This window comes from Bifidobacterium sp. ESL0690, from assembly GCF_029392315.1.
Taxonomy (GTDB): Bacteria; Actinomycetota; Actinomycetes; order Actinomycetales; family Bifidobacteriaceae; genus Bifidobacterium.
On sequence record NZ_CP113939.1, the window covers coordinates 1,097,011 to 1,122,237 of the forward strand.

The 25,227-nt window shown below is 54.2% G+C and carries 22 protein-coding genes and 1 tRNA gene; 11 read left to right on the forward strand and 12 right to left on the reverse strand.

Translation table 11 applies throughout. The annotated features are described in order from the left end of the window. Positions 1 to 220: 220 nt before the first annotated feature. Together OZX62_RS04380 and OZX62_RS04385 are read right to left on the reverse strand one after the other, a co-directional pair. Positions 221 to 1,588 carry a DUF2142 domain-containing protein gene (locus OZX62_RS04380; protein ID WP_277176805.1) on the reverse strand — a complete coding sequence of 456 codons (1,368 nt, stop codon included), beginning with the start codon at positions 1,586 to 1,588 and terminating at the stop codon, positions 221 to 223. 218 nt (positions 1,589 to 1,806) lie between these two features. Beyond that, a tRNA-Leu gene (locus tag OZX62_RS04385) sits at positions 1,807 to 1,895 on the reverse strand. A gap of 149 nt (positions 1,896 to 2,044) precedes the next feature. On the opposite strand from OZX62_RS04385, the gene OZX62_RS04390 reads away from it, so the two are divergent. The 6 genes from OZX62_RS04390 (at position 2,045) to OZX62_RS04415 (ending at position 7,962) form a co-directional block, all read left to right on the forward strand. Beyond that, positions 2,045 to 2,842, forward strand: coding sequence for a 16S rRNA (uracil(1498)-N(3))-methyltransferase (locus tag OZX62_RS04390; RefSeq protein WP_277176806.1), 798 nt, complete (start codon positions 2,045 to 2,047; stop codon positions 2,840 to 2,842). Between the two features lie 288 nt (positions 2,843 to 3,130). Beyond that, positions 3,131 to 3,463, forward strand: coding sequence for a histidine triad nucleotide-binding protein (locus tag OZX62_RS04395; RefSeq protein WP_277176807.1), 333 nt, complete (start codon positions 3,131 to 3,133; stop codon positions 3,461 to 3,463). Positions 3,464 to 3,470: 7 nt separating this feature from the next. After that, on the forward strand, positions 3,471 to 4,757 hold the full coding sequence (locus OZX62_RS04400; protein WP_277176808.1) for a PhoH family protein: 1,287 nt from the start codon (positions 3,471 to 3,473) through the stop codon (positions 4,755 to 4,757). Beyond that, a complete protein-coding gene (ybeY, locus tag OZX62_RS04405; RefSeq protein WP_277176809.1) occupies positions 4,754 to 5,299 on the forward strand; it encodes an rRNA maturation RNase YbeY in 546 nt (181 codons plus the stop codon). The genes OZX62_RS04400 and ybeY overlap by 4 nt, the downstream gene beginning before the upstream one ends. Positions 5,300 to 5,483: 184 nt before the next feature. Next, the gene (locus OZX62_RS04410; RefSeq protein WP_277176810.1) at positions 5,484 to 6,896 is read left to right on the forward strand and encodes a CBS domain-containing protein; all 1,413 of its coding nucleotides are present in this window, start codon (positions 5,484 to 5,486) and stop codon (positions 6,894 to 6,896) included. A gap of 1 nt (position 6,897) precedes the next feature. Further along, entirely contained in the window at positions 6,898 to 7,962 is a 1,065-nt protein-coding gene (locus tag OZX62_RS04415; RefSeq protein WP_277176811.1) for a GTPase Era, read from the forward strand. A 601-nt stretch (positions 7,963 to 8,563) separates the two neighbouring features. Here OZX62_RS04415 and OZX62_RS04420 read toward each other — a convergent pair. The 9 genes from OZX62_RS04420 to OZX62_RS04460 form a co-directional block, all read right to left on the reverse strand. Next, positions 8,564 to 9,181 (reverse strand): hypothetical protein, encoded by a 618-nt coding sequence (locus OZX62_RS04420; protein WP_277176812.1) that lies wholly within the window; start codon positions 9,179 to 9,181, stop codon positions 8,564 to 8,566. Between the two features lie 167 nt (positions 9,182 to 9,348). Next, positions 9,349 to 9,888, reverse strand: a complete 540-nt coding sequence (locus tag OZX62_RS04425) for a hypothetical protein (RefSeq protein WP_277176813.1) — start codon at positions 9,886 to 9,888, stop codon at positions 9,349 to 9,351. A 62-nt stretch (positions 9,889 to 9,950) separates the two neighbouring features. Beyond that, the gene (locus OZX62_RS04430) at positions 9,951 to 10,157 is read right to left on the reverse strand and encodes a hypothetical protein (protein ID WP_277176814.1); all 207 of its coding nucleotides are present in this window, start codon (positions 10,155 to 10,157) and stop codon (positions 9,951 to 9,953) included. A gap of 379 nt (positions 10,158 to 10,536) precedes the next feature. Then, a complete protein-coding gene (locus OZX62_RS04435) occupies positions 10,537 to 11,442 on the reverse strand; it encodes a cysteine ABC transporter substrate-binding protein (RefSeq protein ID WP_277176815.1) in 906 nt (301 codons plus the stop codon). A 360-nt stretch (positions 11,443 to 11,802) separates the two neighbouring features. Then, positions 11,803 to 12,681, reverse strand: coding sequence for an amino acid ABC transporter ATP-binding protein (locus OZX62_RS04440; RefSeq protein WP_277176816.1), 879 nt, complete (start codon positions 12,679 to 12,681; stop codon positions 11,803 to 11,805). Further along, positions 12,674 to 13,348 carry an amino acid ABC transporter permease gene (locus tag OZX62_RS04445; protein WP_277176817.1) on the reverse strand — a complete coding sequence of 225 codons (675 nt, stop codon included), beginning with the start codon at positions 13,346 to 13,348 and terminating at the stop codon, positions 12,674 to 12,676. Before OZX62_RS04445 ends, OZX62_RS04440 begins: the two co-directional genes overlap by 8 nt. Further along, positions 13,335 to 13,988, reverse strand: coding sequence for an amino acid ABC transporter permease (locus OZX62_RS04450; protein WP_277176818.1), 654 nt, complete (start codon positions 13,986 to 13,988; stop codon positions 13,335 to 13,337). The genes OZX62_RS04445 and OZX62_RS04450 overlap by 14 nt, the downstream gene beginning before the upstream one ends. 373 nt (positions 13,989 to 14,361) lie before the next feature. Then, entirely contained in the window at positions 14,362 to 16,404 is a 2,043-nt protein-coding gene (locus OZX62_RS04455) for a long-chain fatty acid--CoA ligase (RefSeq protein ID WP_277176819.1), read from the reverse strand. A 244-nt stretch (positions 16,405 to 16,648) separates the two neighbouring features. Continuing rightward, complete coding sequence (locus OZX62_RS04460) at positions 16,649 to 17,686, reverse strand: alpha/beta hydrolase (protein ID WP_277176820.1); 1,038 nt, start codon at positions 17,684 to 17,686, stop codon at positions 16,649 to 16,651. A 277-nt stretch (positions 17,687 to 17,963) separates the two neighbouring features. Between OZX62_RS04460 and OZX62_RS04465 the strand changes: the two genes are divergently transcribed. The 5 genes from OZX62_RS04465 to OZX62_RS04485 all read left to right on the forward strand — a co-directional run bounded on the left by OZX62_RS04465 (position 17,964) and on the right by OZX62_RS04485 (position 24,648). Beyond that, positions 17,964 to 18,644: a 50S ribosomal protein L25/general stress protein Ctc gene (locus tag OZX62_RS04465; RefSeq protein ID WP_277176821.1), complete on the forward strand. Its 681-nt coding sequence runs from the start codon at positions 17,964 to 17,966 to the stop codon at positions 18,642 to 18,644. Positions 18,645 to 18,929: 285 nt separating this feature from the next. Continuing rightward, a complete protein-coding gene (locus tag OZX62_RS04470) occupies positions 18,930 to 20,057 on the forward strand; it encodes a branched-chain amino acid aminotransferase (protein WP_277176822.1) in 1,128 nt (375 codons plus the stop codon). A 275-nt stretch (positions 20,058 to 20,332) separates the two neighbouring features. Beyond that, positions 20,333 to 21,046: a TRIC cation channel family protein gene (locus OZX62_RS04475; RefSeq protein WP_277176823.1), complete on the forward strand. Its 714-nt coding sequence runs from the start codon at positions 20,333 to 20,335 to the stop codon at positions 21,044 to 21,046. Positions 21,047 to 21,384: 338 nt separating this feature from the next. After that, positions 21,385 to 23,283: an ABC transporter ATP-binding protein gene (locus OZX62_RS04480; protein WP_277176824.1), complete on the forward strand. Its 1,899-nt coding sequence runs from the start codon at positions 21,385 to 21,387 to the stop codon at positions 23,281 to 23,283. 168 nt (positions 23,284 to 23,451) lie between these two features. Further along, positions 23,452 to 24,648 carry a type II CAAX endopeptidase family protein gene (locus tag OZX62_RS04485; protein ID WP_277176825.1) on the forward strand — a complete coding sequence of 399 codons (1,197 nt, stop codon included), beginning with the start codon at positions 23,452 to 23,454 and terminating at the stop codon, positions 24,646 to 24,648. A gap of 128 nt (positions 24,649 to 24,776) precedes the next feature. On the opposite strand, the gene rpsT is transcribed toward OZX62_RS04485, so the two are convergent. Then, on the reverse strand, positions 24,777 to 25,037 hold the full coding sequence (rpsT, locus tag OZX62_RS04490) for a 30S ribosomal protein S20 (RefSeq protein WP_277176826.1): 261 nt from the start codon (positions 25,035 to 25,037) through the stop codon (positions 24,777 to 24,779). Positions 25,038 to 25,227 lie beyond the last annotated feature (190 nt).

Genomic DNA, 25,227 nt, shown 5'->3' on the forward strand with positions numbered 1-25,227 from the left:
GCGGTTTATCATGGTCCGGCAGGCAAAGTTCGATGCTGGCGGAGAATCCTAGGCTGAGCCTGTGTTTCTTATCTCGCTCTATTTCTCTATTCCTATATCCCTTATTGTTCCAGTTCGTCTGTAAGTACAGGAACCGTAACTCTCAAGTATGAAATTGAGAACTGAATCGTATTCATTATGCTTATGAAGTTGGATTCCTTCAGCCATTGATGGAGGCAATTCACCGTGACATCAGTGATTTGACACAGCTCAGCCCGCATAGGCTCCAAAGTGCAAGCAGTGGTAGGAAGTACCGGAACTGGAAACCATTAATGCCTACAAATCCGTTCTTCGTGCATTGCAACCAGAGCGCCAAATAGATCAACAGCATGATGCCGATGGAACACCCGAAGGTGGCCCACCAAAAGACCAACTGACGGTTTCGCGAACGACGCCGGAACGTAGTAGCCAACAATACGACGAGCAGGCACAGCAGCAGGAACCATGCCGCCATGACGAGTTTCCTGCCATCGAAGGGCACTTGGGCATGAATGATGGCGTAGCCGATACTGCCGAGCGCCTGTGCCACGACGTGAGGGTCAGTGAGCAAGCCGTGCGTTCGTGCTTTTGTTTCGGCAAGCGTGACGAACACTGGAGTCACGGTGAACCAGTTGATGCGGTGCATCCACGAGATGATCCAAGCCGCTGAGCAGATGACGCCAATGGCGGAGATAACGGCGTAACGTTTGGTAAGTTGGCGGGCTTTTTCCTGTGTCACCGTGGATTGGTCGTCATTTTCGGATTTTGCGGACAACATCAGACCGTGCTGCAGCCAGGGAACAAGCAACGTCAATATGGTCAACGGCATGTAGGTGAGTTTGCACATCGACAGGAACAGACCGACGACGCTCAGTCCGATGCAATAGCGGGTGGAGATTCGCTGTTGGGTGGCCCGATAGAGCAGGCAAATGAACAGTGTGGCAACGGCTTGGGTCATGGGGTCGGCGGAAATGGCGAAACCGCTGTAGGCGGTGAGGGAGAGGACACATCCGACGACGATACGCCATTGCGGCAGAACAGCGACGGATGCTCCCAAGGCAAGCGCGTATAGCAACAGCGTGAGCGTTTCCGCGAGATAATACGTGGTGTTGGTGTTCAGGCCGAGAACCTTGCCGATCCAGAAGCCGGTGATTTGGGGCAGGTAGACGGGCGGTGCGTTGATGGCCGTGTTGTTGAACGGCACGTCGGCTCCGTTTTTATCCCACACCGTAATGGATTGCGGATTGACCACTGCCGTGTCGTAACCGTTGAAATGGTTGATGGAATACTGGATCCACTCGTTGTCGACGTGGCCGCCCACATTTTCGTGGCTGCGGTGGAAATCGCTCTGCGAGTCGACGTGGTGGGTCGGGCTGCCGTTGACGATGGCTGAAATGCGGTAGGTATGCGACCATACGTCGGGCGTCTGGCCTTGCGGGGTGTGAACGAGGAATGCTCCGCCAATCAGGAGCGCGGCGAGGAACGTGATAAACGGCATCAGGCGTCGGATATTCAAAAGCAGCGATGCGTGTGGCGTAGTGGAAGATGCGCGCGGCGTAGTCGAGGCCATCGTCGTCCCTTCTCCCGCAGTGTTGATTCGTGTCCATGATAATGCGGGATGCTTACGAAGACGATGCCGACGAAATCAGGAGACAAGCTGAGGCGTCGCGTAGAAATTGCGGAAGACCACTTAAATTCTTGGTCTTTATGCTCAAATCCTGCGCTGGGGAATGGCCAGATACACTAAGACCCCTTGATTTCCAAGGGGTCTCGAGTTTTCAGTTTTCGTGCCCAGGACGGGAGTTGAACCCGTACTCCTGTAAAATTATAGGAACTAGCACCTCAAGCTAGCGCGTCTACCATTCCGCCACCTGGGCAGGTGTCGTTCAAGCAACAGATAGAACTATACACCATTCCGGCGTCGTTTGGCAGGCCGGTGTGTCGAAACCGTTGCTTACCGAAGTTTCTGAATTTCTCAGCCCTGAGCTGTGCCCGGTTCGTCCGCGGTTCCGGTAGCCTTGAACTTATGACTTATCCACTTTTTGTATTCGACGCCGAGCACGACGATGTGCCGGTCAACCGTGACGAGCTGCGTGCGGGCTGGACCATAACCCTGCCGCCCGCCATCAAACGGCATGCGATGGGTGCCATGCGCCTGCAGAACGGCGACAAACTTCAGCTTTCCGACGGCCGCGGGTTGCGTATTGACGCGGAAGTTGCCGATACCCAGAACGGATTGGTCAAAGTATCTGAATTTACTACTGAAGAGCAGCCGGTTACGAGACTTGCGTTGATTCAGGCGCTCGCGAAAACCGGTCACGACGAACAGGCCATCGATATGGCCACGCAGATCGGCGTGGACGAAGTGGTGCCGTGGCAGGCCAGCCGTTCGATTTCCAAGTGGAAAGCGGGGCGCACCGACCGCAAATGGGATCAGACGCTCGTGGCGGCAACAGAACAATCACGGCGGGCATGGAAGCCGACTTTGGATGACTGCGTGTCCAGCAAGCAAGTGGTCGCAATATGTCGGCGTGCCTGCGTCCATCATGAGCTGGTAATCGTGCTTCATCAGGATGCGACTTCGACATGGGGCGGTATCGAGCAGAAGGTCGCCGCTCTTGAGCAGCGTTGCCTCGATGATGGCAAACCTCGCAGGATTTACGTCGTGGTCGGGCCAGAAGGCGGCATCAGCGATGACGAGGTGGAACAATTCACCGATGCCGGGGCGGAAGTCTGTGTGCTTGGCAGGAACATCATGCGTGCCTCGACCGCTGGTCCGGTTGCCTTGACGTTGCTGGCTCGTGCGCTGGGGAGATTTGCCTAGTTTTTGACAGTGTGCGTATCGGAATCCCTATGTCGTATACGCTTGCGGAGTCTTTCTGCCTCTAACCCTATTACATTTGCTGGTTCGTCTTGTGTTAGGGGCAGGAATCTCCAATCCTACCTCTTTTGCAGCTTTAACTGGCGTTTGCCGTAGGGTTAGGGGCAGGAACTTGTCTTTTCTGCCCCTAACCCTTTTCGCTGTATCAGCCAGCGTAATTATCCGTGCGGGCTAATACCATGGGGGAGTAGGGCGCAACCGCGTCCCGAAAGCTTTTAGCAAGGAGCATATATGGCCGACGATTGCCTGTTCTGCAAGATCATTGCGGGCGAGATTCCGAGCACCAAGGTGTACGAAGACGACACCACCTACGCGTTCAAGGACATCAACCCCAAGGCGAAGGTGCATGTGCTGATCGTGCCGAAGAAGCACTGCGCCAACGTGGCCGAACTGGCCAAATCCGATCCTGCCGAACTTGCCCACATCGTCGAGATCGCCAAGTCCATCGCCGATAAGGAATTCCACGGCGCCTACCGTCTCATCTTCAACACCGGCGAGGATGCCGGCCAGTCGGTCTTCCATGTGCACGCGCATGTGCTGACCGGCGAGACGATGGAAGAGTAGGAGAGCGGTGGCCAGCGCAAAACGAGTCATCACCATCCCTACTGAACTTGACCCGGTCGCAGTTTTGGGCTCGGGCGACAAAGTTCTTGCCGAAGTGCAGCACGCATTCCCGGAAGTCAACGTGTTCGTACGGGGCAACCGCATCGAGATTTCCGCCTACAACAAGCGTGACGATATCGAAGCCGACAAGGTTTTCGACGTGCTGAACAACATCATCGACGCGGCCTACAAGGCTCCGGCCGATGCGATGAACGTGCGGCGGATGCTTGAGGCCCGGCAGGTCGGCAAGAAGGCCGGACTGATGGGTGACGGTGGTCGCGGGCGCGGTTATGCGCAACATTCGTATACGCGGGGATTTGCTGGCGCCAGAGTGGGCCAGCGTTCGCAGGCTCGTTCATTCCAGGATGAAGATGATTACGATGATGAGCATAAACGCGCCACCGCAAATCGTCATGTTCCTGGTGTCATAGCGTTCGCCAACGGCGAGCCGGTCCGTGCGAAAACCGCCGGTCAGGTCTTCTACGTTCGCGCCATCGATGCCAATACGATTACCTTTGCCATCGGTCCTGCAGGAACCGGCAAGACTTATCTCGCCGTCGCCAAGGCGGTGCGCGCATTTGAAGACGGAAGGGTGAGCCGTATCATCCTGACACGTCCGGCTGTTGAAGCCGGCGAAAGTCTTGGCTACTTGCCGGGAACGTTGAACGACAAGGTCGACCCGTATCTGCGTCCGCTTTACGATGCGCTTTCCGATATGCTGGGCGCTGGCCAGATGCATCGCTACATGACCGATGGAACTATTGAGGTCGCGCCGCTCGCTTATATGCGCGGCCGTACGCTAAACGATGCATTTGTCATTCTCGACGAGGCGCAGAACACCACCGAGCAGCAGATGAAGATGTTCCTGACCCGTCTCGGCTTCAACACCAAAATGGTCATCACCGGCGATGTGACGCAGATTGATCTGGCCGTGCCACATTCGGGGCTTAAATCCATTGAGTCAATTCTCGGCAATATCGATGGCATCAGTTTCGCCCATCTCGGTGCGAAGGATGTCGTTCGTCACGAGCTGGTCGGCAAGATCGTGCAGGCTTATGATACTCACGCTGAACATGTAGCCGGAGAAGCTGGACGAAAGACCAAACATGCGAAAGTTAAGTCTGTTGATGTCTCGGAACCACAAACAAATGTTGACGATACGTTAAAATCTCAAACGAAGCCGGTTGAGGCTGCTAACGCGGTATCCGAACCTTTGAAAGACGAAATCAAGAAAAGCGGAAAGGAACGCTCTTGAGCGTCGAAGTCACCAATGAGACGGTCTGGCAGATCGACCCGAAACTGTTCTCAGACTTGGGTTTGTGGGTCATGGAACGTATGCAGGTGAGCACGCAGTCTGACCTGACCATCCTTTTCGTCGACCCCGATCCGATTGCCCAGCTGCACATGCGCTGGATGCAGCTCGAAGGCCCGACCGATGTGATGAGTTTTCCCATGGACGAATTGCGCCCCGGCGAGGACGGTCAGATCATGGAAGGCGTCTTGGGTGACATTGTCATCTGCCCATGGGTCGCGCAACAGCAGGCCGCGGCCGCCGGCCATTCCACGATGGACGAGATGATGCTTCTGGCCATTCACGGAACCTTGCACTTGCTGGGTTACGACCACGTCGACCCTGAGCAGGAACGGCAGATGTTCGGTCTGCAACGCCAGCTATTGCTCACGTTCTTTGCCGTCCGCGACCAGCCGATACCACAGGCTGTGCTTCCAGCTGGTTCTACAGATTTGCTGGCACAATGGGACGCGAATCATTCCTCTGGGAATAACAAAGAATCGTGATATGTGGTCTGAGTTTATTTTGTTAAATATGCCGACAGACTTGATATTTTGATGGCATTTGTCGGGAACTTAGTCAGCTATCTGGCCTTGCGAATAAGCTCAAAGATACCGACGATTTGATAAACATCAGTAATTTCGTAACGAATCGGCAAATCGTATTGAGGAATAGGAAAGTACACAGAACATGGATACGTTGACCATCGCCACTGTGGTTGTGCTCGTCATCGTGGCGGCGCTGCTCGTGTGGCTGTCGATGATGATGGCGTCGAGCGAATCCGCCGTCTCGCGCGTCACCAAGGCAAGCCTCAACAACCGGATCATCGAGATCCAGACCGATGACGAGGATCTCGGCAAGTTCGTACAGGCCAAGCAGATCCGTAAGGTCCACAAGGTGCAACGGCTTATCGTCGACCGTTACGCCACCGCCGGTTCCTGCGCGTTCTTCCGCATCTTCTGCAACGTCTTTGACGGCGTTTTGGTGGCGATTATCGTCATGCTGTTCTCAGAGCCCGTCTGGGTGGCGTTGGTTACGGGAGTGATTTTCGCGCTGATTGTCGCGGTGGTATCGGTTTTGCTCCGTCCGCGTTCCGCTGGTGCTTCCAAGCCACTCGACGTGATGATGCGATTCTCCGGCATCATTTCGCTGGCGGTTGTTCTGACACCGTTTGCCAAGGCCGGAGAAGGCAAGGAACAACGCCGTCGTGACAAGGAAGACGAGCTTTCCGACGATGAAGAGCTTGAGAAGATTCAGCGTGAGCAGGGACGAGCGACCATTGACCGGTTGGTCGAAACCGATGATTTTGACCCGGAAGTAGCGGAAATGCTGCGCAATGTGCTGATGCTTTCCGACACGTTGACCCGCGAGATCATGGTGCCGCGCACCGACATGATTTGCGTCGAATCCGATTCCACGCTTGAGCACTTCCTGCAGCTCTGCTCGCGTTCCGGTTTCTCGCGCATCCCGATTATCGGTGATGACGTCGATGATTTGGTCGGCATGGCCTACCTGAAAGACGCCGTGCGCGCTACGGCCTTCAACCCCGAAGCCCGAACCCGCGAGGTCAAGTCGATTTGCCGCCAGCCGATGCTGGTGCCCGAATCCAAGCCGGTCGATGACCTCTTCCATGAGATGCAGCGCACGCGGCAGCATGTGGCTGTGGTGGTCGACGAATACGGCGGCATCGCCGGGCTGGTTACCATCGAGGATGCCATCGAGCAGATTGTCGGCGAGCTGGAGGACGAGCATGACCGCATTCAGCACACCGAGCCGAAGAAGATTGGTGATCATAAGTGGCAGATGCCCGCCCGCACGCCGATTGCTGACCTTGAGGAGTTGTTTGAAGTCGATATTGATGAGGATGACGTGGACACGGTTTATGGCCTCCTGACCAAGCTGCTCGGCCGAGTCCCAATCGTCGGCATGAGCGCGGTGACACGAGGCCTGCGTCTGACCGCCGTCGATTCTGCAGGTCGTCGCAAGAAGGTCTCCACCATCGTGGTCGAGCCGGCAACGCTCGATATGGCCGAAAAACAGGACGAAGACGACGAAAACGAAATCAAACGAGACACGAACCAAGACGTAAAGGAAAACGAATAACATGACTGAGAACAAGAACAACGACAAGCAGCATGACGGCAAGGAACCGTATCGTTCCGGTTTTGTCGCTGTGGTCGGCCGTCCGAACGTTGGCAAGTCGACGCTTATCAATTCGCTTATCGGCACGCAGATTGCCATTGCTTCCTCGCGTCCCGAGACCACACGTAAGGCCATTCGCGGCATTCTGACCACTGACAACGCCCAGCTGGTGTTGGTCGATACCCCCGGCATCCATCGTCCGCGCACGCTGCTGGGCCAGCGTCTGAACGACGTGGTGGACGAGTCCTTGAGCGATGTGGACGAAATCGCGTTCCTGCTGCCCGCCGATCAGGAGATAGGACCGGGGGACAAGCGTATTCTGAGCCGTCTGCGCAGTGAGTTCGCGCGCAAGGTTGATGGCGGCGAAAACAGCAAGAAAATCGATAACAACAAAAGCGGCAAAGGTTCTCAAAACAGCAAGCAGGAAAATGACCGCGAGCAGGGCAAGTTCGTCTGGAAAGTGCCGCTGATCGCCATCGTCACCAAGATTGACGAGCTCAACCGTCAGGAGCTGATGGCCAAGCTTATCGAAATCAGCCAATTCGCCGACTTCACCGATGTGGTGCCGGTCAGCGCTCTGGAGCGCGACAACGTGGCCGAGGTCAAGCGTGTGCTCATCGAGAACATGCCCGAAGGTCCGCAGATGTACCCCGATGACCAGATCACCGAGGAAAAGCCGGAGGATACCATCGCCGAGCTGGTGCGCGGCGCGTTCCTCGAGGAGCTGGATGACGAGCTGCCGCATTCGCTCGCCGTGGTCGTGGACTCCATCGACCGCCCCGGCGAATCAGACAACCCCGAAACCGAGGACGGCAAAGCGCACGTTATGGTCTCCATCTACGTCGAGCGCGACTCCCAAAAGCCCATCATCATCGGCCACCGCGCCGAGCACCTGGTGCAGGTCAAAAAGCGCCTGCGTACGGCCGTCAATCGCATCGTAGCCCAAAAGTCCAAGCTCGACCTCCACGTAAAAGTCGCCAAAGGCTGGCAGTCCGATCCCAAGCAGCTGGAGCGGCTGGGGTTCTGAAAGTAGTGGAGACAAAGTCAATTTGTTTTCTCAAATAACTTCGTTATCGTAGTAACAGGGCTTTCGGGTCCTATGAATCGGCGGGAGGGAATCCCGCCATTTCTTTTCTTTTGGAATGCGTGGATGAGTTAGACGTCCTTCGACGAGTTTGAATCTTTATAGCATTGATTCAGAAATTGCTTGTGTTTTTTATTTCGTAGCTTGATTCGTTGACTCCTAATGATGATTATCGACATGTTTCACTGCCGGTTATCGACAATACCATTTGGTTCAGGTGGCTGATTTACCATTATGTTTGCAATTTTCCAAGTTGCAAACATAATGGTAATATACCGACGAATTCTGATCTATTGATTTTCGACAAGGGTATGAATTCAAAAAACTACTATAAAACGTTCGCGTACAAAACAGCTCAAGTAAAGTATTACTCTCGATGCGATAAATCGGACTTCATTGTCGTAAATCGGATATTCACTAAATAGTCCACTCGTTTAGCGAATATCATCCTATTGATAATAATACAACATTGAAATCTAGCATAACCAAAAATATCTCACCTACAAAACGCGGGTGGGATATTTATGAAACTTTTTTATAATTATTATCCAAATATCTTTTCTTCAACTGTTTTGCTTGCTTCTTCAGCGGTTGGAATATAATCGGATTTTGTTTCATAATCTTTGTTGTCGTTTTTAAAAGACATATAATCAATATCAAATTGGTTTGATTTTGCTGTGGTTTTTATAGTAAGAAAGCCGCTGTGCTCTTTGTAATTAAAGAAACAATCAGTGCTGATACCATCATTCTTAACTTCATAATCGCTATCTACTTTGCAGTCAGAATATCCTATTTCCTGTACGTGCGTATTTATATATGCATCTAGACCTGCGCGATTCTGGATACCTGCTTCACCAACAGTCTTGTATCCTAAATCCTTGGCAACTTGGCTGGCAGATAAGCCTTTGTCGTTGTCATTTTCTTTGCTTTGATTATCCTCTGATTCATTTTGCGAATCTTTTTTGGGCGCTGATTCTGAAGATGACTGCCCGCTGGATGCGGAACTGCTGCTGGAGCCTTGCGTTCCGCCGCATGCACTCAGCAATGTGGTAGTTGCCAATACGGCGACGGTGACTGAAATGAGCGTTCTTTTGAAGCGGCTTGGTTTTCCACTGACTGTGCTGTTTGAATGGTTGTTTCTGCCTATGGAATCCACGCTCATGATTCTTCTCTTTTCTGCCGCACCGCAATAATTCTTCTCAGTAATCTGTCTGTCGCCAATAACAAGCGAACTTAAATATTTTACAATGTCGAATTACTCTGATGCAACTTGTATCGCAATTTATGCAATACCAACATAATTGGTGATGGAAGTTCGAAACTCGTTGCCTATTCCCAAGTGGACACTTTGGCGACGCCTACGACAATGTCCATGTCACCTTCGGCGGGAACGTTGGTAGTGACGACCTCTTTGAAACCTGCCGGACGATACAGGTTCTCGAAGATCTCACGTCTGGCATCGATAAGGGCGTAGCGTCCGCCGACAACGTTCTGCGAACGGCCAATCAGCGAGCGAGCCTCTTTGAGAATGACCTTGCCTGGCAACTCGTTCTTGCTGTATTTGTCGGATCTGCCCAGTTCGCCGATGCAGTAGCCGCCGGCATGGTTGTCGCGCAGGTGCGTGTACGGCCCCTTGAACTGCTTCTGCTTCTTGCCTGACATCTTGCCGAAATCGATGCTGGTGAGACACAGTTCGAAGAAGCCAGCCACTTCGACGGTTCCATCAGGTTGCTTACAAACCAGCAAGTAGGTGCGACCTTCGTTCGATTCCTCGATGGCCTCCACTTTGTTTGAAACAAAGGACTGAACGGATTGAGACCGGCTGCACTCAAACCGCTTCAACGCGTTGAATATGGCAATTTCATCCATATTATTCTTCGGTTTTTTACAGGCGTCAATAATTTTTTGATAGGGGACTAGACGATAACTAATCATCGCTTTTCCTCCGCCTTCTTGGAATTGACCGAAGAATCCGCTTCATCTTCATGTAACCATTTTTCAAGTTCTTCAAGTGTTACCAGATGAGAATGAAAGTTCTTGCCGATGGGGAATTTCTCGTCGGATTGGTCCATGGCGATGAAGGCGTCGATGTTACTGTCGTCAATGACCAGATGCCCTCCCTCGGATAAGTAACTCATGTCACTGCCTCCTTCCATGCTCCTGCAAAATATGTATTTCAACGCGTAACGCCCAATATAGCATCAACCGCAAGCCGAGCCCAAAATCTTGATATCAAGATTTTCAAGATTTCAAGGTTTTTATGGATATCCAAGATTTGTGGGCAGGCCAAAAAACGCGGAAGTTGGGCCTCACGAAACTTGAAAGACATCCGGTTTCTACCTCCAGACTCTCAGCGAGGGTAAGGTTTGGGCTAAGTGTGCCTTCAATTATTAGCTCGGCAAAATGAGTTTTGTTTTATAAACAGTTGTGCCCGCTAATCGTGATTGATACGAATTAGCGGGTACAACCTGTAAGCGACCGATTATTTCTTGGCTTTATTGTCAAGCCAGTGAATGATCAGAGCTTGCCGCCTTCCACGACAATGTCGTCGGGGTTGGAGGAATCGCCGTAGACTGGCTTCAGGGTTTGCTCGTAGTCCTTGTGGAAGAACTGCTCCTTGCCCAGCTTCACGATTTCCTCATTGATGTAGTTCAAGAGTTCCTTGTTGCCTTTTTGCACGGCGGGTGCGATGGGCTGTTCGTCGCCGAGCTTGGTGATGCCGACAGTGAAGCCCTTGTTGGCTTTGGCCCACGCGAGCACCTCGGTGTTGTCGGTGCTCATCGCGTCGCCGCGGCCGTCGAGCAGCGCGTTGTAGGCGTCCGCGTACTGGTCGTACTTCTGCAGTTTGATGTCTGGATACTTGGCGAAATACGGTTCGGCGGTGGTGCCCTTGGCGATGATCAGGGTCTTGCCCTTGAGCTCGTCGACGCTTTTGATCGGCTTGGAGTCGGGGGAGACCACGCCAAGCGCAACTTTCATGTACGGCTTGGCAAAGTCGACCTTCTCTTCGCGTTCGGGGGTTACAGTGAAGTTGGCCAAAGTCACGTCGACCTTGTTGCTGGCGAGAACGTCAACGCGAGCCGCTGGGTCGACGGTGGTGTACTCGGGCTTTACTCCGAGGTCCTTGGCCAGACGTTCGGCGAAAACGATGTCGTAGCCTTGGTTCTTGCCGTCTTTGTCGACGTAGCCGAACGGCGCTTTGTCAGAGAAGACCGCGACCTTGAGTTTGCCGGACTTTTTGATTTGGGCAAGAGTACGTGCGGTTTGCTGTTTGCCTGCACCGGCAGAGCTGGAGCCGGAATTGTTGTCGCTGCTTGGTGTCGCGCCGGAGGGGCCGCATGCGGCGAATCCTGCGAGCATGGCCACGGCTGCTGCCGCTGAGATTGCTGCTTGTGCTGCACGTTTCAATACGTTCGTTGTCATAATAATTCTTTCTTTTCTTTTGCTAAGTAATATCGGATAGGAATATAGAAGTGTCGATTGCAACCATGGAGGCATGGAATATCGAAATTCCAACGTTTCTAGGGTTCGCCAATATAGCGGTTCTGCCATTCACAGGCCGAAGCGTGCGTGCTTTGCGTAATAATCGCACTAAATTCGGTAATGGCGGGATATCAAATCTTATTGATGCAGATCAGCGAGACAGGGAGGCCATGAGTTGACATCGGTTCGACTCCGTGGCGCTGCACATCTGTGCCATCACGCGCATATTCGGCATGTTCCGGTTCATCATTTCGACCTCCCTTTGTTTGTCCATTGGTTGATGCCGGTAAAAACTATCAGCTATTGTCTCTCTCGAGCATACGTGAACGTGTTCAGGAACTGTTGGGCGCGTTCGGATTGTGGATGGGTGAAGAACTGTTCGGCGTTGTCGGATTCCTCGACGATGCCGCCGTCCTCAAGCAGGATGATATGGTCGGCGACCGCTCGGGCGAACGCCATCTCGTGGGTGACGATGAGCATCGTCTGTCCGCTGTCGGCAAGTTCGACGATGACATCGAGCACTTCGCGCACCATTTCGGGGTCGAGCGCGGCGGTGACTTCGTCGAAGAGCATGATCTGCGGGTGCTCGATCAGGGCGCGGCAGATGGCGACGCGCTGGCGCTGCCCACCGGAAAGCTCATGCGGCCATGCGTCCTGACGGTCGGCAAGTCCTACGCGTTCCAACAGTTTGATGGCTTCGGCCTTGACCTCGTCCTTCTTGCGTTTCTGCACTAGAACCGGGGCGAGCATGATGTTGCCAAGTACCGTCTTGTTGGGGAAGAGGTCATAGCTTTGGAAGACCATGCCTACCTTGACGGGATTCGCGTCGTTGTCGCTGGCTTTGGAGCCTGAAGCAGTGACCTTGGAACCGGAAGTGCCTGAAGCATTGGCTGCGTTCGCTTTGGCGACATCCTTCTTCTTGCCCGACGTGCGCAACACCTCGTCGCCGATGGTGATGTCGCCGCCCTGAATGGGTTCGAGACCCGCGATGGTGCGCAGCAGCGTGGACTTGCCAGAACCGGAAGGTCCGAGAATGACGAACACCTGACCGGCGGGTACGTCGAAGGAGATGTCGTTCAACACCGGCTTGTCGGCATTGTCATATTGCTTGATGATATGGCGAATATGAAGGGTTTCGTGCGCAGCATTCGGATTTGTCGTTGCAAGTGCATCAGTCATGAGCCCACCTCTTTTCGAGCCTTCTGGCCACAATCGAAAGAGGCCAGCATACGAAGAAATACATGAAGAAAATCACGCCGTAAATCCATAGCGTCGCGTCCGGGTACTGGAAGCGGTTCGCGTCGATGATCTGCTGACCGACCTTGATGACCTCGATTACGCCGAGAAGTGCGGCCAGCGAGGTGGTTTTGACGATGCGGGTGATGAGGTTGACGCTGGCGGGAAGCAGGCGGCGCAAGGCCTGGGGAAGGATGACGCGGCTGAACGTCTGCCAAGGATTAAGGCCAAGCACTTGTGCGGATTCGTATTGCGTTCGCGGTATCGATTCAAGCGCGCCACGTACGAGATCGCCGAGCTCGGCTCCGCCCCAAAGTACGAAAACCAGTACACATGCACCGGTGGCGTCGAGATTCCAATTAAAGGCGCGAGCGAACCCGTAGAAGGCAATGAACAGCAACGCAAGCTGTGGCATGATACGAATGAAATCGAGATAGACCCGCATCACAAAGCGCACAATTGGGTTGCGCAGCGTCATCAGCCAGCCGACGATAAGCCCGACCGGCAGGGAAAGCAGAACGGAGACCCCGGCAATCCAGATGGTGACCCACAAACCTTGCAGCAGACGCGGGAAGACGCCCGGCTGCAGCAGTATCTCAGCGCCGTGCATAGTCGAACCTCCTCTCCAAGACCGTGCCGATGATGGAAATCGGCAGGAGGATGATGAGGTAGGTGACGATGAGCAGCGTCAGCGATTCGTAAGTGTTGTAAGTCTGGCCCATCAGGTCCTTGGTGACGTACATGACGTCGGCCAGCGCGATGGCCGAGACCACCGAGGATTCCTTGACCAGGAAAATGATGTTGGCCACTACGCCCGGAATGGCGGTGGAGAGCGCCTGCGGCATAGTGACATGAATGAGCATCTGTGAAGGGCTGAAGCCCAGCACTTGCGCCGATTCGCGCTGAATCTGTGGAACCGCTTCGAACCCGCCACGCAACGCTTCGGCCATATATGAGCCTCCGAGGAAGGTAAGGCCTACGATTGCGCAGGTTTCCGCCGACCATGAGACGCCGAGTTTCGGCAATCCGAAATAGAGGAAATACAGCTGGACCAGCAATGGCGTATTCCGGGAAAGCTCGATATAGACGCGCACGATCTGCTTCAAAATCGGGATATCGGCCGCTTCGATGGCAGCACAAACCACGCCCAAAACGATGCTGAAAACAATACCGAAGAACGAAATGAAGACGGTCATATAACCGGCGTTGACGAAGTAGTGGGCGTTATGGGCTATGAAGCTCCAGTCCATGGATGTCCCTCCCTACTTCGTGATGAATATGTCTCTTACTCGTTGCTTGTGCCGTGTTCTTCGCTGGTACTTAAAGCTTCAGCGGGATTAGTTTGCGGCACTTGTTGTCATAGTAGCCGTCTGAAGGCTTGAATGCACGATTTAAGCCATATAAATAACCGATAAACCGCTATCAATACCGGTCATGATCTTTCTTTGCTGCTGGTAGACAGCCTCTTACAGCTGTTTATGTGCCGTTTTCCAGCGCCAAAGTGAAAGAGCGGTCTATCGATTCGATACATAACAGTTTGGTGCTGGTAAAGAGCATATGACGATAACGTATATGCTCTTTACCGGCACCAAACAAAGAGCGTCAAAACAAGAAAGTAGGGAACTACTTCTTCTTCGTATACATCTGAGTGTTGAGCAGATTGGCGTAATGTTTGATGACTGCCGGGCGCTTCACCTTCATGGAGGCGGTCAGCATGCCGTTCTCCTGGCTGAACTCCTCGGGCAAAAGGATGAACTTACGCACGGATTCGGCGCGTGAGACGCCCTCGTTGGCCTTGTCGACCCACTTCTGCACTTCGGCACGGACCACGGCGTTCTTACAGGCGTCCTCCATGGACATGTCCTGGTCGAGGCCGGCGGCGTCGAGCCACTGGCGCAACGAGGGCTCGTCAAGCGTGATGAGCGCGGAGATGAACGGACGTTTGTCGCCGAGCACCAGAGCCTGCGAGACGAACGGACAACGCTGGATGATTTCTTCGATCGGGCCGGGGGCCACGTTCTTGCCGCCGGCGGTGATGATGAGGTCCTTCTTGCGGCCGGTGATGTAAAGGAATCCGTCATCGCTCAAGCGGCCAAGGTCGCCGGTCGCATACCAGCCGTCAGAGGTGAATGCGAGCTCGGTGGCTTCATCGTTCTTGTGATAGCGATGGAAGACGCAGGTTCCCTTGACCTGGATTTCGCCGTCTTCAGCCAGACGGATGGAGAAGCCAGGGTAAGGTACGCCGACCGAACCTTCATGGAACGGCGTTCCCTTCGGGTTGAACGCACAGGGCGCGGTGGTTTCGGTCAGGCCGTAGCCTTCGTAGGCGGGGATGCCGGCACCGCGGAAGAACGCGGGCAGTTCCGGGTCGAGCGGGGCGCCGCCGGCGACGAACCATTCGGCCTGTCCGCCGAGCACTTCACGCAACGACTTGTAGACAATCGGGTCGAAAGCGGCACGGCGTGCACGGGTGGCGAAGCTGGCCTTGCCTTTTTCGCTTATTTCCTTTTCGTATTCCTGGGCGGCCACCACGGCTGCGGCGAATGCCACGCCCTTGGCGCCGTTTCCGGCCTTCTGCGAGGCGGCGTTGTAGACCTTCTCCCAGACGCGGGGCACGAGGATGGTGACGATGGGCTTGGCGACCTGCAGGTCGCTGATCAGCGTCTTGATACCGCCGGCGATGTAGATGCGCAGATCGCTGGCGACTACGATGTAGTTGACCGCGCGGGCGAAGGTGTGTGCCTGGGGCAGGAAGAGCAGGACCGACTTGCCTTTCTGCTTGAGCAGTTTCGGCATGTAGTCGCGCAGGTTCAGCGCGGTGGTGCAGTAGTGTTCGTGCGTCATCTCGACGCCCTTCGGCGCGGCAGTGGAACCGGAGGTGTAGACGATGGAGCAAAGGTCGGTTTTCTTGATGGAATCGATGCGTGCGTCCAACGTTTCATCGGTCACAGACTTGCCGTAGTCGCGCAGTTCCTCGAGCGCACCGGCCTCGATCGTATAGATCTTTTCGAGCGTCGGGCAGTCTTCGACGGCGCCGTCGGCCTTCTCGCGCATGTCGTTGGTCTCGACAATCAGCAGGCGGGAATCGGAATTGTTGACGATGTTGCGAATCTGCTCGGCCGAATCCGTGTCGTAAATGGTGGCGAGCACGCCGCCTACGGCCATCACGGCCGCGTCCACGACGTCCCATTCGTAGGAGGTGTGGGACATGAAGGAGACGCCGTCGCCTTTGTCGATGCCGTAATGCATCAGGCCTTTGGCGACGCTGCGCACGTCGGCAAGGAACTCGTTGGCGGTTTTGGTGACCCATTTGTTGCCGACTTTGAAGGTGTAAAGCGGGTCGTCGCCCATGCGTTCCGCGCGTTCGACGTAAAGGTCGTAGATCGACATGTCGTCGTCGATGGGCGGGTTGCCGGGCGTGGTGACGGTCAAAAGACCGGTCTTGTCGTCAACGAAAAGTTTGGTGGGGTAGCCGGGGCCCCATTCGTGGGTGTGCGGCAATGTCGAATAATCGACGGGCTTGACGGTGGCAAGGTGACGGTCGTCGTTGAAATCCGGGGTTTCCGGGTCTTCGTTATTGACCGGGTGCTCGAAACCGTTTCCCAAATGGAAGGCCTTTTGACTCAGCTTCAGCGTTTCCTTTTTCAGTGAGTTGATGACTGACACGTGTGGACTCCTCGACCTTCTGTAGCGGCGGTATATTCAAGCAATATAGCCAATTCTATAGGATTTACGACGTTTCGTCACCTTACGGTAGCGTAACGCGCCCCATACATTGCAAGGCAATCCGGCCATCGTCGTGTCACTGAGAGAAAAGGCCGGAAATATTGCGATTATTGGAAAATGTGCCTGCGTGCGGGTTTTCCGGCTTTTGCTATTCGAACGGATAAATATATTTGCTATTGTGCTATCAGTTGAAAACGATATATCCTGACACGCCTTTGGGCTTGTCGAGCTTGAATATGTTGCGCACGAACGCGGTTACGTTTTTCCAGTAGCGTTCGGGGTCGATGGAGGCGGACATCGCGTGTGCGGCGCCTGGGATCATGAGTTTTTGTTTGATGGGGCTGGCGCAGGCGCGGAAATTGCGGTCGAGACTGGCCGGGTTGACGAAGTCATCGGCTGAGCCATGGATGAACAGCATCGGAATCGATGTGTGGCGCAGCGCCTCAACGCAAGAGGCTTCCTTGAAATCATAACCGGCGCGACGGCGTGCGATGGAACTCATCATGTCGATGACCGGGCGGGCCAGGAATGCCGGGGCATGGTACAAGTGCCGGGCGCTGTAGAGGAATTGGTCTTCAAGGCTGGTGTAGCCGCAGTCGGTGATGGCGGCCTTGACGTTTTTCGGCAGGTTCGGGTCGCCTGCAGCCAGCATCACCGTCGCCGCACCCATGGAGTTGCCGTCCAACAGGATTCGGGCTTTCGGATCGTTGGCCACGATGGTTTCGATCCAACGCACAAGATCGCGGTGCTCCAATGCGCCCATGCCGATGTATTTCCCTCCGCTTAATTCGTGACAACGGTGGGCCGGGGTGAGTACGGTGAAGCCAAGTCCAGCGAAGCGATGCGCATATTTGGCCATTTCTGCCGGCGCGCCGGAAAATCCGTGGCAGCAGATGGCATAAAGGTGTTTCAGGGGATTGGCGCAATCCGGGTCGAGCATCCAGCCGTGCAAGTGGGTCCCGTCGGATGCCTTGATTGTCACCCCGCGTTTGGCGTTATCGAACCAGCGTGCGGCGTCGGCCTCTTCCTTGGCGTCGTGATGGGGTTGGCGCGCGGCCAAGGTCGTGTCCGGTCGGTTGCTTTTGAACATCGAATATCTTGAGCCGGGTTCCAGCACGAAACGGAACAGGTAATCGGCAGCGGCGTAAAGCGTGCCGGCCATGGCGAAACCGCCGCAAATAAGACCGGTAACCAAGGTTCTGGTCTTGGAATGCTGAACCATGTCGGGCTCCAATCCTCGCGATACTGTGATAAAGAAATTATAAAAGAGCAGGCTCACAAATTTTCTTCGTTATCGCATTCAGTGGATGTCTGCTTGAACAGTATAATGAGAATGTTGTTTCGGCAGGTCTTATATCTGTCGCGCTTTGGCGAGGGGAAGTGATTCCCGTTATCGACTGGGCTGAATATGTTGGGTCTCTTTGAGGCTGCGATTTCGGCGCGTCGGTGCACCGAAACAACGCAGTAGATAATATAAACAATCTCAAGGAGATTAGATTATGGCAAACACCATTTCCATTGAGGGCGAAGTCCGCAACGAGTTCGGCAAGGGCGCTGCCCGCCGTATGCGCGTGGCCAAGCAGATTCCGGCTACTATCTATGCCGGCGGCAACGAGCCCGTTTTCGTCAAGCTTCCTATGCGTGAGACCACGTTGGCCCTGCGTCGTACGAACGCGCTGTTCACCATCAAGTGCGGTGACAAGTCCAAGATGGCCGTCGTGAAGGACGTCCAGCGAAACCCCGTCAAGCGCATCGTCGAGCACATCGACTTCTACGAGGTCAAGGCCGGCGAGAAGATCGAGGTCGACGTCCCGGTCTTCGCCGTGGGCACTCCGAAGGGCGCGGCCGTCGCGTTCGTCGACATCCAGCAGCTCCGCGTGCGCGCCAGCGTCGACCAGCTGCCCGAGCGTATCGACGTCAACGTCGATGGACTGCAGGATGGCGAGAAGGTCTTTGCCAAGGACCTCAACCTGCCTGAAGGCGTCGAGTTCGTCAACACTGATCCTGAAGAGTCCGTTGTCACCGTCGAGATTCCTGAGGACGCCACCGCCACTACCGCAGTCTCCGCTGAGGATGCTGCCGCTGCCGGTGCCGAAGGTGAGGAAGGCGCCGCTGCTGCCGAAGGCGATGCAGCTGCTCCTGCCGCCGATGACGCCGCTGCCGATGCTGACAAGAAGTGATCTTACTTTAGCTGAGGCATCTTAAATATGGGCGTTGCCGATAAGGTGACGTGATATTTTCAAATCCGTACTGGCCACAAGTTTGTGGCTGGTACGGATTTTTGGTTCATAACCCGATTTTCGCTCCTTGGGTGTGAACCCTCACACCAATAAATTTTCATAATGTGAACGATTTCACCATATCTGTCCGTCTATGTGCGAAAGTAGCAGCATAACCCGGCGCCACAAGCGCAAGGTAAACCACAATTCTGGCCGCAATGCGACTGAAGTAAAGAAGAAGTGCATATGACTGAGCAATCCCATCATGATCCCGCAGCGTTGTCAAAACTCACCGAACCGTTCAAGGTTCTCGACAACCCGAATCCTGCCTCCGACGCCGAGCGCGCGAAGCTGATTGACAAGCCGGCGTTCGGCCAGCTTTTCAGCGATAACATGACCCACATGGTCTGGCATAAGGACAGCGGCTGGGGCGATCGCCGAGTCGAGCCTTACGGCCCGCTGGCCATGAGCCCTGGTGCCTCCGTCCTGCATTATGCACAGGAATGCTTCGAAGGCCTCAAGGCCTATCGTCACGCCGACGGCAGCACCTGGCTGTTCCGTCCGGATGCGAACGCCGAGCGTTTCGCCAATTCCGCCAAGCGCCTCTACCTGCCTGAACTTTCCAAGGACGACTTCCTGGGTTCCGTTGCCGCGCTGGTCAAGCGCGATGTTAACTGGGTCCCGACCCGCCGCGAATACACGCTCTACATGCGCCCGTTCATGTTCGCCTCCGAGGCGTTCCTCGGCGTGCGCGCCCCGCAGACCGTCGACTATTGCGTCATCGCCTCGCCTTCCGGCCCGTACTTCCCGGGCGGCGTCAAGCCGGTGAGCATCTGGGTTGAAGACAAGTGGTTCCGTACCGGCCCCGGCGGCACCGGCTTCGCCAAGTGCGGCGGCAACTATGCGGCTTCGCTGCTTGGCGAGTATCGTGGTGCCGACCACGGCTGCGAGCAGGTCTGCTTCGTCGACGCGGCCACCAAGACCTACCTTGAGGAACTCGGCGGCATGAACATGTTCACCGTCCACAAGGACGGCCACCTTGAGACCCCGTCGCTGACCGGCAACATTCTGCCCGGCGTCACCCGTCGTTCGCTCATCCAGCTTGCGCAGGACAAGGGCCACGACGTGGTCGAGACCATGATCAAGCTCGACGACCTGCTCGAGGACATCAAGTCCGGCGAGGTCACCGAGGTCTTCGCCTGCGGCACCGCTGCGATCATCACGCCTATCGGCCGCTTCAAGTCCGAGAAGTTCGACGTCGCGGTCAACGGCGGCAAGTCCGGCGACCTGACAATCAAGCTTCGTGACGAGCTGCTCGGCATCCAGATGGGCGAGATCGAAGATCCGCACGACTGGATGTGGAAGGTCTGCTGAGCGATTTTAAACGTTTTCGTTTAACTAGCTTTTAGCTTTCAAACGGTCTGTGGTGTTTCCTGAAGTTCTGGAGATATTGCAGGCCGTTTTGCTATGTGTTTCTGAAGTACCCGTTTGCTTGAAACTCTGCAAGTATAGTAATAAACGCTTCGCTGTATCTATGTGATACGGCATCTTATGTTGTGCAAAACATTAGGCGGTTCGCGGTCAAGTTTTGGCCGTCGTTTGGTATACTTTGCTATTGGCCTTATACAACTTGATGAAGGATGTGCGGTATGCAGTTGGCGCTGGAAAGTAACGTCTTTTTCTGGGCCATCGAATACATCGCGACCTTCTGCTGCGGCCTTTTAGGCGGGCTATGCGCCGTCAAGAAAAAGTATGACTTCATCGCCATCCTCATGACTGTCTGGCTCACCGGTCTCGGCGGTGGCATCATCCGTGACGTGCTGCTCGGTATATTCCCGCCTGTCGGCGTTTCCGATAAAGGGCTTGTCATCACCTCGCTGCTAGCCAGCATTACGGTCGCCATTATTTATCCGGAAGTCGATCGCCTCAAATGGATTATGGTCGCGCTCGATGCCTTGGCGCTTGGCCTCTACGCGGTCAACGGCACTCAAAAGGCTTTGATTTACCACACATCGGGCATGACGGCCGTTTTCATGGGACTGATTACGGCCATCGGGGGAGGCCTTATTCGAGATATCCTGATCAACGATGTTCCGTCGGTTATTCGCGACAGCCATTGGTATGCGGTTCCGGCTTTGATCGGCAGCGTCCTGACCGTCTTCGTCACCCGTGCCTACCAAGGCGGGCATATCCCGTTCAGTCTTGAAGTGGCGTTCGATATTGCCATCGTCGCTTTTGTCGTCATCTTGCGTGTGCTTTCCGTGCGCTTCGACTGGAAGGTCCCCGGCGCCATCAGACGGCACCACACCTACCTGCCATTGCCCGTCAAAGACGACGAAGACGAGAAAATCGATAATAGGTGAATGCTATACAAATAATTGTCTCTTGAAGAACCCGTAACGAAACGCAAAAGTCCTGCGGTATGCATCATGGCCTGGGCTTGTCTGCAGTTAGTTGTCTGACGGGCAACGCCAACGAAGACCCGAGTCATCAGACAACTAGACACGCCTAATTATTACCTGTGTTCGGAAAAAAGAAAATTATCATCTATAGTGGTATTAGTCACATTTCTATGGTGACTAATAAAGGTTGGATGGCTGTTTTATCTGATTCAGCCGAGTTGGCTCATTCGACGTCTGAGGGAGTTAACTCATTGGATTTGTTCGTTTTTTAAGTAATGAATCGACTTGAAGGGAGCAACATGTCGATTGGCAATAGTACGAGGGACGATAAGCCTTCGGCAAAGGGGCGTTCTCGCATCTCGTCTCTGACGACATTGCGGAAGTCATTTCGGCTACTCGTGGCGGTGGCACCGATATCCGTCATTGTCCTCCTCATTCTTACTGTAGTGCGGGCCCTGCTGTCGCCCCTACAGATTTTGGCCACAACACAGATCGTGAATTCCGTGGCTACAGGTTTGCTCCCGAAGGTTGTCGATTCGGCGGTACTTTTCGCTGTGGTCCTACTGGGAATGTTCGTGGTCGAGAACGTCATTAAATATCTATCCGACTCAATTCGAGAAAAACTATCGTACCGCGCTAATTGCAGTATCGTCGATAAGCTCACTACGCTCGAAACGCAGCAGTTCGAGGATGCGGAGACCTTTGATCGCATACAGCGGGCCGGAGGGGATACCGGCGGACATATCTTCACTATATTTGATAGTGCACGTGATTTTCTACAGTCGTTCCTCACTATTGTGTCCGTATTCTCTTTACTGGTTTCATGGAACAAATGGGTGGCCTTTTTCCTTCTGCTGGCGCCTATTCCAGGTACCATCGGCACATTGATGGCCAGTTCCAAACAGTACAATATCGATTACCAGCGGGCAGGGGAAAAACGCTTGTCGGACTATTATCGTTCGATTCTGACATCGGATAATGCAGCCAAGGAAGTCCATCTGTTTGGTCTGGGTGGTTTGTTGTCAGGGCGTTATAAGACGCTTATCGGTGGTTTTCTCAAACAGGATCTCGGTATGTCACGTACCTATCTGTGGATTGCGCTTGGCTTGGGGATCCTTACGACTCTGGCCAATATCGGGGCGGTCGCCGTGGGTGCGATTCAGGCTATGCATACTGGCAATGTCGGGCAGCTGGCCGGTTATATCAGTGCGACAGGGTCATTCGGGCAATCGGTATTACTTATTTTGGTTTCGGTCTCCAGCATTTATCAGAGTCTGCTTTACGCTGGCAATTGGGTTGATCTCATGGACACTGAGCCGGCTGTGATCCGTTCCGGCGACGAGAAACTCGATGACGGAACGCCCGTGACCGTTTCTTTCCGAAACGTAAGATTCGCCTATCCTGGTTCCATCGATGGCAAAGAAATTCTCCATGGTGTCTCTTTTGATCTTCCCGCCGGTCAATGTTCGGCTCTTGTCGGGCTCAATGGTGCTGGTAAATCAACTATCGCAAAACTGATTTTACGTGTCTATGAGCCCACTTCCGGGTCGATTCTCATTAATGGTAGGGATATCAGTGAGTATTCCCGTGCATCATTGTACGAGAGGTGTTCTGCGATTTTCCAGGATTATATACGATACGAGCGGCCCTTACGCGAGAATGTGGGATTTGGCGATCCGGATCGAATCAACGATGATGATGCCATCGAACATGCGCTTGATCTGGTAGGGATGAAGGGTCTGGAGCAGTCACTGCCAGAGGGTCTGGATACTGTATTGGGAAGGCACTTCGAGGGCGGTTACCAACTTTCCATCGGGCAATGGCAGCGCGTCGCCCTGGCCCGCGCTTTGTTCAGGCGGCCGTCATTGCTTATTATGGATGAGCCGACCGCATCCGTGGACGCCCTTTCCGAGAAGAACTTCTTCGACTCACTGGATCGGGTGGATAGTGCGGAGGAAGGGTCGCGGCGCACCACCATCCTCATCGCCCATCGTTTCACCACCATCACCCACGCCAGTCATATAGTCGTCCTGCGTGACGGCGATATAGTCGGAGAGGGCGATCACGAGACATTATTGTCCGATTGCCCGTATTACCGCGGTTTATATGAAGCCCAAGTGGTCAGTCAGCGGCACGAGGATCCCGCATCGATGCTGCGTCCGGAGAATATCGGAGGTATTTCTCGTTGTAGCCCTTGATTGCTCGCAGATTCTGTCATCTCATTGGCTGGAATTCCAGATATTCGAATTCCATGCGAACGACAAAAGTCGCGAAAAACGGTCTGAAAACGTGCTTTTCGTCGTGTGGACGGACGTTGATTTTGTGCTAGCATTCGAAAATCGCATTCAAAGATGGAGGAGGTAATCATGCAAGAAGATGAAAAGAGAATTCCTCGTGATGTCGCCACTTCGACCACGTTGTCGGAGGACGGCAATAATGCTGCCGGTGAAAATGAATATGCGGCTAACAAACATTCCATGTTATTGGAAAGCAAGCAACCACAGGATTCGGAAGTAGCCCCTGAAAATACTGTCACGATTACGAACGTGCCCGATGACCCTGAACGCTTGATTAATTCAGGTTCGTCTGGTGATTCAACAAAAGCAAATTCATCTGCTCAAGATGAGCAACACACGCCTGAACAGATACGAAGAAAGGCTGTGGGGCACCAGGCCGCAATCATCTTGGGCTTCATAGTGCTGTGGCTCGTGTTGCAGGTGATTGGTGTTGTTTTCGCCATGCTTGGCCATATGCCGGTAAAGAAGACAGACGCCGTGGTCGGCACCGTCAGCGAGCCGATCGCCATCCTCGTCGTGCTGCTGGCGTGTCGGAAGCTCTATATCGACAAATCGCAAGGCTCAAGGTCAATCCGTTTCACGATACGTCTCTCATCCCGAAAACCGATGAACTGGCGGATGTGGCTCTGCTCGCTCATCGCGATGCTGGCTTTCACGGCGGTCGGCGACCTGTTCGCCCAAGGTTTCCAAAGCACGCTGGATTTGTTGGGATGGTCGCAACATAGCAATGGCGACGAGATCGATCAGATGGTGAGCAGCTCAATCTTCGGTCTGCTTTCGTTGGGTTTCGTCGGACCCGTGATCGAGGAGCTGCTGATGCGCGGCATCGTGATGCCGAATCTGGAACGCTATGGCAGAATTTTCGCCATCGTAACGTCAGCGTTACTGTTCGGCTTCATCCATGGCGACATCAGCCAAGGATTCAATGCCGTGCTGGGGGGCTTGGTGCTCGGTTGGATGGCCAGCGAGTATTCCGTCGCGTGGTCGATGAGCGTGCACATCTTCTACAATCTCGTGATTTGTGAAGGAGTCGGCAGACTGTTCGGCTTGCTTGCCGAGCCCATGCAGACCGTGGCGCAGTGGACATTCGATGGTGTCTTCTTCGTCGTCGCCATCGTGTTGGTGGTGGTGAACAAGGACAAGGTCATGGCTTGGTACCACCGCAACCGTAGTCCCAAGCACACCTACCGTGCCTGGCGCTCACCGCTGTTCATCTTCACCTTGGCGGCGTTCCTCTTCTTCGCATTGACCAGGATTTCGTTCTGAGCTACTGGTCCGACGCGGCGAGGTCGACGGTGTAAATAACAAAACTCCTCCGGTTTCCGAATGATCTGAGATCTTGGAAACCGGAGGAGTTTTAACTGACCCTAAGGTCGATGCCTAAAGCGAAAGGCTCACAGGGCGTTGATCGCCGTGGCGAGGTTCGACTTGCGGTTGGCGGCCTGGTTCTTGTGAATCACGCCCGCGCTGGCGGCCTTGTCGAGCTTCTGGCCGGCGATTTGGTAAGCTGCCTCGGCGGCGGCCTTGTCTCCGGACTCGATGGCTTCACGGGTCTTGCGAATCGCAGTCTTCAGGCTGGATTTCACGGACACGTTGCGCTTGTGCGCCTTTTCATTGGTCAGCACGCGCTTCTTCTGCGACTTAATGTTTGCCACAATTTCTCCAAACAACGTTTTCTATAAGGACATACAAAACTTTAGGATAGCACCTTATGCCGATATTTTGCGTTGATTTTAGGAAATGACTTGATGCGTCGTGCGATTGCTCAATCGATTTGTCTGCTCTTTTGTGTTTCACCAATGATTTCACCGGAAAGCCTTTGCCTACCGCGGCCGATAGAATAGG